Source organism: Bradyrhizobium sp. 186, assembly GCF_023101685.1.
Lineage (GTDB): Bacteria > Pseudomonadota > Alphaproteobacteria > Rhizobiales > Xanthobacteraceae > Bradyrhizobium.
In genome coordinates this window covers 3,852,835-3,866,852 of record NZ_CP082164.1, presented here as the reverse complement: position 1 = coordinate 3,866,852, position 14,018 = coordinate 3,852,835, and the positions used below count along the sequence as shown (strand labels likewise).

The following is a 14,018-nucleotide window of genomic DNA, read 5'->3' as shown; positions in this document are numbered from 1 at the left end:
TCTCGTTTCGGACTCATGGCGCACGTAAACTTGCGGACGCGAGCCGCGCAAACTCTGCGCGGGATAAGAATAAATTCGCATTAACGATTCGTTGACTCTCGACAGCCTGCGAAAACTGGATTCAAATCGCTGTGATTCGGAAGCGACGTGGGGCTGTTTCCGAACCTCGTCGCAAGCAGGTTTTCAGGGGGCCGAAGGCATGGCGCGCGCAGACGCCGCGGACGCGTGCGTCCAATCCGATTCGATCAAAGGATTGGCGCAATCGATCGCGAAACCTGCCTATCATCGGCTCCTGATCGCGGAGCCGGCGCTGCGTCGCGCCGTGCCGACGCTCATCATCGCCTTCTTGATCACGATCTGCCTCGGCGCCTTCGTTCAGGTCGTCGATCAGACGCGCCAGAAGCGGTCGGTGATCCGGCATGACATCTCGGCGCTGGCCGACCTCCTCGCCGAACGCGTCGACCGCCTCACCTCGTCACGGCAGGAACGACTGAAGAACATCGAGAGCCTGCCGACGCTGCTGCCCGACCTGATCCCGTCCTGGGGCACGGCCTCGGGCCGGCACGTCATCGTCACCTCGGCCGGCGTCGACCGCCGCATCCTCGCCCGCATTCCCATCGACAGCGATCCGGCCGGCAACGATCGCCTGCTCGACGCGATCACCACGGCGCAATTGCTCGCGTCGCCGCCGCGCGACAGCAACGTTTCCGACATGACGCTGCCGAACGGCAACGCCGCAATGGCGACCTCGCGACCGATCAAGTCCCTGCCGGGCCTCGTCACCGTGATCCAGGAGCGCAACGAGCCGATCTGGGGCTCGGATGCTGCACTCTCGGTGACGCTGTCAGCAACCACCGGCTTCGTCGTCCTGATTCTCGGCTTCGCCTTCCACTGGCAGTCGACCCGCGCCCGCGAGGGCGATCTGATCAACGACGCCGTGCGCGGCCGGATCGACACCGCGCTCAACCGCGGCCGGTGCGGCCTGTGGGACTGGGATCTGTCGCGCGGCCGAATCTTCTGGTCGCAATCGATGTTCTCAATGCTCGGCCTCGACGGCCGCAACGAGCTCCTTACCTTCGGCGAGGTCAACGCGCTGGTGAAGTCCGACGACATCGACCTGTTCGCGATCGCCGACCAGCTCATCTCGGAGAAGATCGATCATATCGACCAGACCTTCCGCATGCAGCATGTCGACGGCCACTGGATCTGGCTCCGCGTCCGCTGCGAAAAGACGCGCGGCGCCACCGACTCCAGCGTTCACCTGATCGGGATCGCCGTCGACATCACCGAGCAGAAGAGCCTCGCCGAGAGGACCGTGGAAGCCGACCTGCGGCTGCGCGACGCGATCGAGACCATTCCCGAAGCCTTCGTGCTGTGGGACGCGAGCGACCGCCTGGTGCTCTGCAATTCGCACTTCCAGCGCCTGCACAAGCTGCCCGACAGCGCCGTCATCCCCGGCACCTCCTACGAGACCGTGCTCGAAGTCGGCCGCATGCCGGAGGTCCGCACCCGCCACAACGAGACCGCAAGCCAGGGCCCGGGCGCACGCACCTTCGAGGCCCAGCTCGACGACGGCAGCTGGCTGCACATCAGCGAACGCCGCACCAAGGACGGCGGCTACGTCTCGGTCGGCACCGACATCACCCGCATCAAGGAGCACGAGCAGAAGCTCGTCGACAACGATCTGCGCCTGCGCGCCACCGTCATCGACCTCAAGCGCTCGCAGGCCGCGCTAGAACGCCAGGCGGGCGAACTCGCCGATCTCGCCGAGAAGTATCAGCGCGAGAAGACCCGCGCCGAGGAAGCCAACCAGACCAAGTCGAAGTTCCTCGCCAATATGAGCCACGAGTTGCGCACACCGCTAAACGCGATCATTGGCTTCTCCGAGATCATGGGCTCGGGCATGTTCGGCGAGCTCGGCTCGGAGAAATACCAGGAATACTGCCACGACATCCTGACCAGCGGCCACTATCTGCTCGAGGTCATCAACGACATCCTCGACATGTCCAAGATCGAGGCCGGCCGCATGAAGCTCGACATGGAAGAGCTCGACCTGGCGCAGACGCTCGCGGAATCCCTGCGGGTCGTTACCGGTCGGGCGCAGGACAAGCATCTGACGCTCGACGCCGACATCGAGACATCGATCTCCGTCGTCGCCGACCGCCGCGCCACCAAGCAGATCATCGTCAACCTGCTCTCGAATGCGGTGAAGTTCACGCCGGATGGCGGACGCATCGTGGTACGCAGCCGGCAGCTCGACGACAGGATCGTGCTGATGATCGCCGACACCGGCATCGGAATTGCACAGCAGTCGCTGGCAAAGCTGGGCCGTCCGTTCGAGCAGGTCGAGAGCCAGCTCACCAAGACCTATCACGGCTCGGGACTGGGGCTCGCGATCGCCCGCTCGCTGGCACAGCTCCACGGCGGCTCGATGCGATTGCGCTCCAAGCTCGAAGTCGGCACCGTCGTGCGCGTGACCCTGCCGCGCGACGCCAAGAAGGCGGCAATCGGGGTTTCCGCCGCGGCGTGAAGCCGGGCTAGAGCTGCAGCGTCGGCGCCACCTCGCGCGCGACGTTTACCAGCGCCGCGATCAGCGGCGTCATCGGATCGCGCTGCGGGATCACCATGCCGATGCTGTAATTGACCTCGGGATCGATGATCGGGATTGAGCGCACCGTATCGGAAAGCCCGAGCGTCTCGGCGAGCTTCGCCGGCATCACGCTCGCCCAGCGCCCCGTCTTCACATGCGTGAACAGCACGAGCAGCGAGTTCGAGGTCAGCGTCGGTGTCGCCTCCGCGCCGACCGAACGCAGCGCGCGGTCGATGATGCGGCGGTTCTGCATGTCGGGCGTCAACAGGCAGAGTGGAACCTGACCGACTTCCTGCCAGGTCACGCTCTCCCGGTCCCCGAACATCGCATCCGGCGCGGTCAGCAGACGATAGCTCTCGTTGTAGAGCGGAATGGTGCGAACCTTGCCGATCGGTTCGTTCTCGATATAGGTCAGCCCGGCATCGACTTCGAGGTTTTCCAGCAGCCCCAGCACCTCGGACGAGGTGGTGGACTGGATGCGGAAGCGCACGTCCGGATGTTTGGCGCGGAACGGCGTCGTCAGCGAGGCGACCATGCCGAGCACGGTCGGGATCGCCGCGATGCGGATCTCGCCGGAGAGCTTGTCCTTCAGCGAATTGATCTCCTGGCGCATGGCGCGGGCATCGCCCACAATCCGCCGCGCCCAATCCAGCGCTCGCTCGCCTTCGGGGGTGAAGCCCTGGAAACGTGACCCGCGCTGGACCAGCATCACGCCGAGGATCTCCTCGAGCTGCTTCAGCCCGGTCGACATGGTCGGTTGGGTCACGCCGCACACCTCCGCGGCCCGGCCGAAATGCCGCTCCTTCGCCAGCGCCAGCAGCAGTTCAAGTTTGTCGAGCAACCGCGCATCCCCTCGGATTATGTCGTGGCATGCAAGCTAGCACGCCCGATCCCTCCCAACACGCAAAAACCGGGCGGCGGAACGGCGTCGATTGCAATTTCATATCGATTGATTGCACCCGTCAATCGATCTGAGTTCGCGATCGCAGCATGAGACAGCTTTATTGATCTTCGAACGATTCCAAATATTGATGGGGATCAGTCACTCCGGTCGAGAATGAAGAATGACAGCGGCTTACGAACCTTGGGACGAGAAACGCGGCGCCGAGATCATCGCCGAACATGCCAAGCAGGAAGGTGCGACGCTGGTCGTTCTGCACGCGCTCCAGCAGGCATTCGGCTACGTGCCGGAGGCGGCCATTCCCGTGGTGGCGCAGGCGCTGAATCTGTCGCGCGCCGAGGTCCATGGCGTGTTCACGTTCTACCATGATTTCCGCCACAAGCCGGCCGGCCGCCATGTGCTGAAGCTCTGCCGCGCGGAAGCCTGCCAGGCTGCGGGCGGCGATGCGTTGGCTGCACGCGCTGAATCCAGACTTGGCGTGTCGCTCGGCAACACCACCGCGGACGATCGCGTCACGCTGGAGCCGATCTACTGCCTCGGCCTGTGCGCGACCGCGCCGTCCGCGATGCTCGACGGCCGCCTCGTCGGCCGTCTCGATGAAAAGCGCCTCGATGCGCTGGTGGCGGAGGCGCAGCGATGAGCATGCGTCTATTCGTCTCGCGCGATGCGGGCGCGGTCGCCGTCGGCGCCGACGAGGTTGCGCTGGCGCTGGAACAGGCTGCGGCGAAGCGCGGCGTAGCGGTCGAGATCGTCCGGACCGGCTCTCGCGGCCTGTATTGGCTGGAACCCCTGGTCGAGGTCGCGACGCCGAAGGGACGGATCGCCTTCGGCCCGGTCACTGAGGCCGATGTGCCCTCCCTGCTCGATGCGCTTGCCAGCAACACCCCGCATCTGCTGCGGCTCGGCGCGACCGACGAGATCCCCTGGCTCAAGCGCCAGACTCGCCTCACCTTCGCCCGCTGCGGCGTGATCGACCCGCGCTCACTCGACGACTATCGCGCCCATGGCGGCTACAAGGGCCTGGAGCGCGCGCTGTCGCTCGGCTCCGATGCGATCCTCGCCGAGGTCACCGCATCCGGCTTGCGCGGCCGTGGCGGTGCAGGCTTTCCGACCGGCATCAAGTGGAAGACGGTCGCGCAGGCGAGCGCGAATCGCAAGTTCATCGTCTGCAATGCCGACGAAGGTGACAGCGGCACCTTTGCCGACCGCATGATCATGGAAGGCGATCCCTTCCTCGTCATCGAGGGCATGACGACCGCCGCGATCACAGTCGGCGCGACCAAGGGCTATATCTACATCCGCAGCGAATATCCGCACGCAGTCGAGGCGATGAATGCTGCGATCGCGGCGGCAAAGCGCGGCGGCTATCTCGGGACGAACATCGGCGGGTCCACGCAAAGCTTCGAACTCGACGTGCGGGTCGGCGCCGGTGCCTATGTCTGCGGCGAAGAGACGTCCCTGCTGGAAAGCCTCGAAGGCCGCCGCGGCCTCGTGCGCGCCAAGCCGCCACTACCGGCGCATCATGGCCTGTTCGGCAAGCCGACGGTCATCAACAACGTGCTGTCGTTCGCGGCCATTCCCTTCATCCTCGCCGAAGGTGCCAAGGCCTATGCGGATTTCGGCATGGGCCGCTCGCGCGGCACGATGCCGATCCAGCTTGCCGGCAACATCTGCCATGGCGGGCTGTTCGAGACGGCCTTCGGCGTCACGCTCGGTGAGCTCGTCGACGACATCGGCGGCGGCACGTTCACGGGCCGCCCGGTCCGCGCCGTGCAGGTCGGCGGCCCCTTGGGCGCCTATTTCCCGCGCGCGCTGTTCGACACGCCGTTCGACTACGAGGCCTTTGCCGCGCGCGACGGCCTGATCGGCCATGGCGGGATCGTCGTGTTCGACGACAGCGTCGACATGCGCAAGCAGGCGCGTTTTGCGATGGAGTTCTGCGCGATCGAATCCTGCGGCAAGTGTACGCCGTGCCGGATCGGCTCGACCCGTGGCGTCGAGACCATCGAGAAGATCATGCGCGGCGAGCGCGTGAGCGAAAACCTCGCGCTCGTCGAAGACCTCTGCAACACCATGAAATTCGGCTCGCTCTGCGCACTCGGCGGCTTCACGCCCTACCCCGTGCTCAGCGCATTGAAGCACTTCCGGGAAGATTTTGTCCCGGCGCCGAACACGCTTCAGGCCGCGGAATAGGAGAACAACGATGTCTCTGATCGAAGAAATCGACTTCGGCACGCCGCGTTCAAAATCGGAAACGATGGTCACGCTGACCATCGACGGCAACCAGGTCACGGTGCCCGAGGGTACCTCGATCATGCGTGCCGCGATGGACGCGGGCCACCAGATCCCAAAACTCTGCGCAACCGACATGGTCGATGCGTTCGGCTCCTGCCGCCTCTGCGTCGTCGAGATCGAGGGCCGCGCCGGCACGCCGGCCTCTTGCACCACGCCGGTGATGCCCGGCCTCGTCGTGCATACCCAGAGCGAGCGGCTGAAGAAGCTGCGCAAGGGCGTGATGGAGCTCTACATCTCCGACCATCCGCTCGACTGCCTCACCTGCGGCGCCAACGGTGATTGCGAATTGCAGGACATGGCCGGCGCCGTGGGCCTGCGCGACGTCCGCTACGGATACGAGGGCGAGAACCACGTCTTCGCAAAATCGAATGGCGAGGTGAATGCCGCCTGGATGCCGAAGGACGAGTCGAACCCCTATTTCACCTACGATCCCTCGAAGTGCATCGTCTGCTCGCGCTGCGTCCGTGCCTGCGAGGAAGTGCAGGGCACATTCGCGCTGACCATCTCCGGGCGCGGCTTCGACAGCCGCGTCTCGGCCGGCATGAGCGAGAGCTTCCTTGGATCCGAGTGCGTCTCCTGCGGCGCCTGCGTACAGGCCTGCCCGACGGCGACGCTGACCGAAAAGTCCGTGATCGAGATCGGCCAGCCCGAGCATTCGGTCGTGACCACCTGCGCCTATTGCGGCGTCGGCTGCACCTTCAAGGCGGAGATGCGCGGCGAGGAAGTCGTGCGCATGGTGCCCTACAAGGACGGCAAGGCCAATCGCGGCCATTCCTGCGTCAAGGGCCGCTTCGCCTGGGGCTACACCAACCACAAGGAGCGCATCCTCAAGCCGATGATCCGCGAGCGGATCGAGGATCCCTGGCGCGAGGTCTCCTGGGATGAAGCTTTCTCGTTTGCCGCCGACAGGATGCGCGGCATCCAGAAGAAATACGGTCGCGACTCGATCGGCGGCATCACCTCGTCCCGCTGCACCAATGAAGAGACCTATCTGGTGCAGAAGCTGATCCGCGCGGGTTTCGGCAACAACAACGTCGACACCTGTGCCCGCGTCTGCCATTCGCCGACCGGCTACGGGCTTTCGGTCACCTTCGGCACCTCCGCCGGCACGCAGGATTTCGACTCGGTCGAGGACACCGACGTCGTGGTCGTGATCGGCGCCAATCCGGCGTCCGCCCACCCGGTGTTCGCCTCGCGCCTGAAGAAGCGGCTGCGCCAGGGCGCAAAACTGATCGTGATCGATCCACGTCGCACCGAGATGGTGGAATCGCCGCACGTGAAGGCGCTGCACCTGCCCCTGATGCCCGGCACCAACGTCGCCGTGATGACCGCGCTGGCGCATGTGATCGTGACCGAGGGCCTCGTCAATGAAGCGTTTGTGCGCGAGCGCTGCGACTGGACCGAGTTCGAGGAATGGGCCGCGTTCGTCGCCCAGCCCCAGAACAGCCCGGAAGCGACCGCGATACTGACCGGCGTCAATCCGAACGATCTGCGCGAAGCCGCGCGCATCTACGCCACCGGCGGCAACGGCGCGATCTACTACGGCCTCGGTGTCACCGAGCACAGCCAGGGCTCGACCACTGTGATCACGATCGCGAACCTCGCGATGGCGACCGGCAATATCGGCCGCTCCGGCGTCGGCGTGAACCCGCTGCGTGGCCAGAACAACGTGCAGGGCTCCTGCGACATGGGCTCGTTCCCGCACGAGCTGCCCGGCTATCGCCATATCTCGGGCGACGCCGTGCGCGACCAGTTCGAGGCGCTGTGGAACGTCAAGCTCAACCCGGAGCCGGGCTTGCGCATCCCCAACATGTTCGATGCCGCGATCGAAGGCACGTTCATGGGCATCTATGTCCAGGGCGAGGACATCCTGCAATCCGATCCCAACACCAAGCATGTGGTGGCGGCGCTGTCGGCGATGGAATGCGTCATCGTCCACGACCTCTTCCTGAACGAGACCGCGAACTACGCCCATGTCTTCCTGCCCGGCTCGAGCTTCCTCGAAAAGGACGGCACCTTCACCAATGCGGAGCGCCGTATCCAGCGCGTGCGCAAGGTGATGACGCCGAAGAACGGCATGGCCGACTGGGAGGTCACCATCGCCCTTGCCAAGGCCATGGGCTTCGACATGCCCTACAACCACCCGTCCGAAATCATGGACGAGATCGCGGCGCTGACGCCGACCTTCGCCGGCGTCTCCTACGCCTGGCTCGATGAGCTCGGCTCGGTGCAGTGGCCGTGCAACGAGAAGGCCCCGGAGGGCACGCCGGTGATGCACATCGACGGCTTCGTCCGCGGCAAGGGCAAGTTCATCATCACCGAATATGTCGCGACCGACGAGCGCACCGGTCCGCGCTTCCCGCTGCTGCTGACCACGGGCCGCATCCTCAGCCAGTACAATGTCGGCGCGCAGACCCGGCGCACCGAGAATGTGGTTTGGCATGCCGAGGACCGGCTGGAGATCCATCCGCACGATGCCGAGCAGCGCGGCGTGCGCGACGGCGACTGGGTGCGGCTGAAGAGCCGTGCGGGCGAGACCACACTGCGCGCGGAGATCACCGACCGCGTCGCGCCCGGCGTCGTCTACACCACCTTCCATCACCCGGACACGCAGGCCAACGTGATCACGACCGACTATTCGGACTGGGCGACCAACTGTCCCGAATACAAGGTCACGGCGGTACAGATCTCGCCGTCGAACGGCCCGTCCGATTGGCAGAAAACCTATGACGAGCAGGCGCGGCACTCCCGCCGCATCGCGCCGGCCGAAGCCGCGGAGTAGCGGCATGCACGTGCCGGTCCAGGCCATCGACCGCGAAATCTGGCGCGACGGTGTCGCGTCCGAAGGGACGCGGCTGATTCCCGAGGAGACGCCGCTGGCTCTGACCTATAATGGCGGCACCTATGCCGTCATGATGGGAACGCCGCAGAACCTGGAAGATTTTGCGGTCGGCTTCAGCCTGAGCGAAGGCATCGTCAAGTCTGCGGATGACATCCAGTCGCTGGCGGTGGTGCGTCTCGACGAGGGGATCGAGCTTCGGATGTGGCTGGCGTCGGAAAATGCCGGGCGGATCAGCGAGCGCCGGCGCCACATCGCCGGCCCGACCGGCTGCGGCATCTGCGGTATCGATTCGATTGCGGAAGCGGTGCGACCAGCGGCCGTCGTTCCGCAGGGGCAGGCTTTCACGCCCGAACAGATCATGACGGCGATGCAGGCCATCGCTCCGCTGCAATCGATCAATCTGCAAACCCGCGCCGTTCACGCCGCTGCGTTCTGGTCCCCTGTCGGCGGCATTGTAGCCCTGCGCGAAGATGTCGGCCGCCACAACGCGCTCGACAAGCTCGCAGGTTCGCTGGCGCGCAGCCGGACGGAGGCGAGCGGCGGCATGGTGCTGCTGACGAGCCGCGTCTCGGTTGAGATGGTGCAGAAGACGGCAGCAATCGGCGCGCCGGTGATGGTCGCGGTCTCCGCGCCGACCGCGCTCGCCGTACGTACCGCGGAGGCTGCCGGCATCACGCTGATTGCGATTGCTCGGCAGGACGGGTTTGAAGTGTTTACGCATGGCAGCCGCATTGTCGCCCGCCGTGCCATGGAGGTTGCCGATGTCGCCTGACCGTCTGATCTACATGGCCAACCAGATCGGCACGTTCTTCCGCAGCCAGGGCCACGACAAGGCCGTGCCGGGGATCGCCGAGCACATCAAGAAGTTCTGGGATCCGCGGATGAAGCGCGCGATCTTCGCCCATCTCGATACCGGCGGCGCGGGCCTGGAGCCGAATGTCCGCGAGGCTCTCACCTCGCTGAAGCAGGCCACGTCCCTTCCAACAGCGTCCTGAACACCCGCCGCACCTCGCTCTGCGTTTCCTTCACGCGCGCCTCCAGCGACGAGAAATCCGGCGCATCGCCCGCGCGCGCCATCACGCGCTGAAGGTCGGTGCCGGCGGTCTCCGGCTTGAACCGGTCGCTGACACAGAGCCGCAGGATCTGAGTCAGGTCGTGATAGAGCCGCGCCGCTGCGCGCAAAATCTCGGCCTCTGATTGCGGGAGCACGCCGAGCCTGGCGGCATTGTCCAGTACCTGCAACGTGCTGACGTCGAGAATCCCCGGCTTGTCGTGGGCGTGCACGAGCTGAAGATATTGCGCGATGAAGTCGATGTCGACCATGCCGCCGGCGGCATATTTGAGATCCCAATAGTCGGTCTCACCCTTCTCCTGCGCGATCGCGCGGCGCATGTCGGCGACGTCGTTGGCGGTAACCGTCGGATCGCGGCGGCGGGTGAGGACCTCGCGGATGATGCTCTCGATCCGCGCGCGGAATTCGGGCGATGCCGACACCACGCGGGCGCGCGTCAGGGCCATGTGCTCCCAGGTCCAGGCCTCGTTCGCCTGGTAGTCCGAGAAGGAGACGAGGCTGGATGCCACCGGGCCGGCCCGCCCCGAAGGACGCAGCCGCATGTCGATCTCATACAGCACGCCGTAGTTCGTCCGGGTCGTGAAGGCGCTGATCAGGCGCTGGGTGAAGCGAGCGAAATAATGCGCGCCTTGAAGCGATTTCAGCCCGTCGGAGTCCGGCGCTTCGCTGTCGAAATCATAGAGCAGGATCAGGTCGAGATCGGAGGACGCGGTCATCTCGCGGCTGCCGAGCCGGCCCATGGCGATGATCGCGGTTTCCTGCCCCTGGATGCGGCCGTGCTGGGCGCCGAAACGTTCGGCAACGAGGCCGTGTACGGTATGGACGACGCCTTCGGCGACGTCGGCGAACGCCGTGCTCGCCTGTTGCGCCGAGACGGTGCCGGAAAGGATGCGCGTGCCGATCAGGAACAGGCTCTCCTGCCCGAATAGCCGCAGGCGATCCAAAAACTCCTCGTAGGAGCCCGCGTCCTGCACTGTGGTCGCGAGGCGCGCCGACAGCTCCTGTCTATCCGGCATCGCGCCGAAGAAGCGCGGATCGATCAGGCCGTCCATGAGCTGCGGTTTCCGCGCCAGCATCTCGCCGAGCCGCGGTGCGGCGCCGAGCACCAGGGCCACCAGCGCGACGAGGTCGCGATTCTGGCCGAGCAGCGTGATCAGGCGCCCGCCACGCTGGAGCGCCTGGAGGAAATGATCGAACGCCACGACCGCACGGTCCGGCTCCTCGGCATGCGCGAGACCGTCGATCAGGGCCGGCACGAACTCGACGAAGGCGCTTCGCGTCTGCCCGTTGCGGAACACGCGGTAGTCGGCGGTGATCCAGTCGCACACGGTTTGCGCGACGGCGGCAGGCTTCTTGAAACCGAGCGTCGCCAGATACTGCAACAGGCGCGGATCCTCGGGGCCGGCGCGGTAGTCGATGGCCGGCAGCTGTGCCGTGCCAGTCGGATCGTCGCCCTCGAACAGTTTCTCGTAGTGCCCCTGGACGATCTCGAGCTGGCGCAACAGGTCGCGCGCAAAGGCCTCGCGGCTCTCATAGCCAAAGAACCAGGCAAAGCGCTCGACCGCCTTCTTGTCGTCGGGCAGCGTATGGGTCTGCTCGTCGGCGATCATCTGGAGACGGTGCTCGACCCGGCGCAGAAACTCGTATGCCCTGGTGAGTTCGTCGCGTGCCGCGAAAGTGATCCAGTTGCTGCCGGCAAGCGCATCGAGCGCAGCGAGCGTTGGCCGCACCCGCAGCTCCGGATGACGGCCGCCCGCGATCAATTGCTGCGTCTGCGCGAAAAACTCGATCTCGCGAATGCCGCCGCGCCCGACCTTGACGTTGTGGCCCTCGACCGCGATCTCACTCTGACCGCGATAGGTCTGCATCTGCCGCTTCATGTCGTGGACGTCGGCAAGCGCGGCGAAGTCGAGATGCTTGCGCCAGACAAAGGGAGCGATCTCAGCGAGCATCGCTTCGCCTGCCCCGGGATCGCCGGCGCAGGCACGCGCCTTGATCATCGCGGCGCGTTCCCAGGTGCGCCCCTCCCGCTCGTAATAGTGCAGCGCAGCGTCCCGGGAGATCGCCACTTGCGTCGAGGACGGATCGGGACGCAGGCGCAAATCGACGCGGAAGACGTAGCCGTCATAGGTACGCTGCTGGAGAATGCGCGCCATCCCTTGCGTCACCCGCACGAAAAACGGCTGCGGCTCGATATCGGGTGCGAGCGTCGTGTTGTCAGGATCGAAGAACACGATGAGGTCGATGTCGCTGGAATAGTTCAGCTCGCCCGCGCCCATCTTGCCCATCGCGAGCACGATCAGGCCGCAGCCTTCTTCGGGCGCCTCGGGATTGGGCGGCGAGAGTTTTCCACGTGCGGCTTCCTGCCGCAGCAGGTACTGGAGCGCCGACTGCACCGAGGAGACGGCGACGTCGGTCAGAGTCGCCGTCACGCGCATCACCGGCCAGACGCCGCCGATGTCGCATAGCGCAATCAGAAGCGCCGCCTCCGCTTTCATGCGGCGGAGCAGCCGCATCACGTCGGCTTCGTCGGATGCAGCGAGCACCGCACTCCTCGCCTCTGTGATCACCGCCTCGATATGCGAATCCGGATCGCATTGAAGAAGCCGGATCAGGCGCGGCGGATCGGCGCGAACCAGATCAAACAGATAGGGAGAGAATTCCGCGATGCCGGCCAGGATATCCCGTGTGAGGGGATGAACCAGCAGCGCTTCGAGACGGGTCGATTGTGCCGGCTCGAGTTCGGCCAGCCAATTTTCGAAACGTCGTTCGTCGGTTGCGGAAGCGGCAATATGGGGAGCCTCCGCGAAACGCGCGGCCAGGCTCTCACCATGCTTGTCCGCGTTTCCCGGCGCGGAGTGGTTCATGCCACCTTCTGTGGCACATCCTGCATTGGAGGAGCAACCCTGTCGCCCGCGCGCGCCGGCAGCACCAGCGTGGCGACGAGACCGGGCTGGGCGTCGCCCAGCCGCAATTCGCCGCCATGCAATGTCGCGACCGCCGAGGCGAGGCTGAGACCGAGGCCGGAGCCCGGCAGAGTGCGGCTGGCTTCCAGCCGCACGAATCGCTCGACGACGTGCTTGCGGTCGCCCTCGGGGATGCCGGGGCCGCGATCGGTGACGCTGAGCAGCACCTGATCGCCCTCGCGCTTGGCCTCGATCACGATCTGCCGGCTGTCCATGCTCACCACGGTTCCCGTAGGCTGGGTGGCTGGCTTGCCGTATTTGATCGCATTCTCGACCAGATTGGCGAGCGCCTGGCTGATCAGTTCGCGGTTGGCGTGAACCGGCGTCGGCTCGACCTTGACCTTCAAGGTCATGCCATCGTCTTCGGCGAGCGGCTCATAGAGTTCGTGGATGCCGTTGGCGACCTCGGCGGCGTCGAAATCATCCATATTGCCACGCGCCTGCCCGGATTCCGCACGCGCGATCATCAATAGCGCGTTGAAGGTACGGATCAGCCCGTCGGATTCCTCGATGGTCCGTTCCAGCGCCGCACGGTAATCGGCCTCGCAGCCCGATTTCGCCAGCGCCTCTTCGGCCCGATTGCGTAAGCGCGTCAGCGGCGTCTTGAGGTCATGGGCGATGTTGTCGGAGACCTCCTTCAGCCCCACCATCAGCGCCTCGATCCGCTCCAGCATGGCATTCAGGTTTTCGGCGAGGCGGTCGAGCTCGTCACCGCTGCGCCCAACGGGCAGGCGTTCACTGAGATCGCCGGTCATGATGCGCTGGGCGGTGCCGGTCATGGCATCGATGCGCCTCAAAACCCTGCGCGCGACGAAGACGCCGCCGCCGAGGCCGAGCACCACGACGATCAGGATCGACCATTGCGCGGCCTTCGCGACGATGCCGAACAGGCGGCGCCGCTCGTCGAGGTCGCGACCGATCAGGAGCCGGAAGCCGTTGTCCAGTTCGGTCACGCGCACCAGCGCGCGGTGATCGCGTTCGTCAGCATCCTCGATGCGCCGGTAGGCGGTCTCGGTCCAGCCGCGCGTTGCCATCACGCCTGGCGCCAGCGAGCCGACGTTGCCGGCGATCGCCTGCCCGGTCGGCGTGGTCACGAGATAAAGGTTGGCGCCCGGCCGCAGCGCCCGATACTCGATCGCAAGCACGAGGCCACGCAGGCCGCGGCGGCCGTAGATCTCGTTGATCTCCGAGGTCTCGGCATTCACCGTCTGGGTGATCTCTTCGGTGATCAGCCGCCGCGTATTCCAAGCGAAATAGCCGAGCAGCGAGGCCGCGAAAATCGCAAACAAGAACAGGTAGACCAGCGTCAGCCGGAATGCCGTGGTGCGGACGAGTTTACCGAATGCCGTCAC

9 protein-coding genes are annotated in these 14,018 nt (G+C 65.5%); 6 read left to right on the top strand and 3 right to left on the bottom strand.

The features are described 5' to 3' along the window. Positions 1 to 199: 199 nt before the first annotated feature. On the top strand, positions 200 to 2,530 hold the full coding sequence (locus IVB18_RS18380; protein WP_247990415.1) for a PAS domain-containing sensor histidine kinase: 2,331 nt from the start codon (positions 200 to 202) through the stop codon (positions 2,528 to 2,530). A 7-nt stretch (positions 2,531 to 2,537) separates the two neighbouring features. Here IVB18_RS18380 and IVB18_RS18375 read toward each other — a convergent pair whose 3' ends face one another. Further along, on the bottom strand, positions 2,538 to 3,431 hold the full coding sequence (locus IVB18_RS18375; RefSeq protein WP_247990414.1) for a LysR family transcriptional regulator: 894 nt from the start codon (positions 3,429 to 3,431) through the stop codon (positions 2,538 to 2,540). Between the two features lie 223 nt (positions 3,432 to 3,654). Between IVB18_RS18375 and IVB18_RS18370 the strand changes: the two genes are divergently transcribed. From IVB18_RS18370 to IVB18_RS18350, 5 genes are read left to right on the top strand one after another with little or no spacing between them, the layout of a single operon-like run. Further along, positions 3,655 to 4,131: a formate dehydrogenase subunit gamma gene (locus tag IVB18_RS18370; RefSeq protein WP_247990413.1), complete on the top strand. Its 477-nt coding sequence runs from the start codon at positions 3,655 to 3,657 to the stop codon at positions 4,129 to 4,131. Continuing rightward, positions 4,128 to 5,684, top strand: a complete 1,557-nt coding sequence (locus tag IVB18_RS18365) for an NADH-quinone oxidoreductase subunit NuoF (protein ID WP_247990412.1) — start codon at positions 4,128 to 4,130, stop codon at positions 5,682 to 5,684. The genes IVB18_RS18370 and IVB18_RS18365 overlap by 4 nt, the downstream gene beginning before the upstream one ends. Before the next feature lie 10 nt (positions 5,685 to 5,694). After that, positions 5,695 to 8,568 (top strand): formate dehydrogenase subunit alpha, encoded by a 2,874-nt coding sequence (gene fdhF, locus IVB18_RS18360; protein WP_247990411.1) that lies wholly within the window; start codon positions 5,695 to 5,697, stop codon positions 8,566 to 8,568. A gap of 4 nt (positions 8,569 to 8,572) precedes the next feature. Continuing rightward, the gene (gene fdhD / locus IVB18_RS18355; RefSeq protein ID WP_247990410.1) at positions 8,573 to 9,400 is read left to right on the top strand and encodes a formate dehydrogenase accessory sulfurtransferase FdhD; all 828 of its coding nucleotides are present in this window, start codon (positions 8,573 to 8,575) and stop codon (positions 9,398 to 9,400) included. Then, a complete protein-coding gene (locus tag IVB18_RS18350; protein ID WP_247990409.1) occupies positions 9,390 to 9,623 on the top strand; it encodes a formate dehydrogenase subunit delta in 234 nt (77 codons plus the stop codon). The genes fdhD and IVB18_RS18350 overlap by 11 nt, the downstream gene beginning before the upstream one ends. On the opposite strand, the gene IVB18_RS18345 is transcribed toward IVB18_RS18350, so the two are convergent. Both IVB18_RS18345 and IVB18_RS18340 read right to left on the bottom strand, forming a co-directional pair. Next, positions 9,580 to 12,567 carry a bifunctional [glutamine synthetase] adenylyltransferase/[glutamine synthetase]-adenylyl-L-tyrosine phosphorylase gene (locus IVB18_RS18345; protein WP_247990408.1) on the bottom strand — a complete coding sequence of 996 codons (2,988 nt, stop codon included), beginning with the start codon at positions 12,565 to 12,567 and terminating at the stop codon, positions 9,580 to 9,582. The two genes, IVB18_RS18350 and IVB18_RS18345, sit on opposite strands and share 44 nt — an antisense overlap. Further along, entirely contained in the window at positions 12,564 to 14,018 is a 1,455-nt protein-coding gene (locus tag IVB18_RS18340) for an ATP-binding protein (RefSeq protein ID WP_247990407.1), read from the bottom strand. Before IVB18_RS18340 ends, IVB18_RS18345 begins: the two co-directional genes overlap by 4 nt.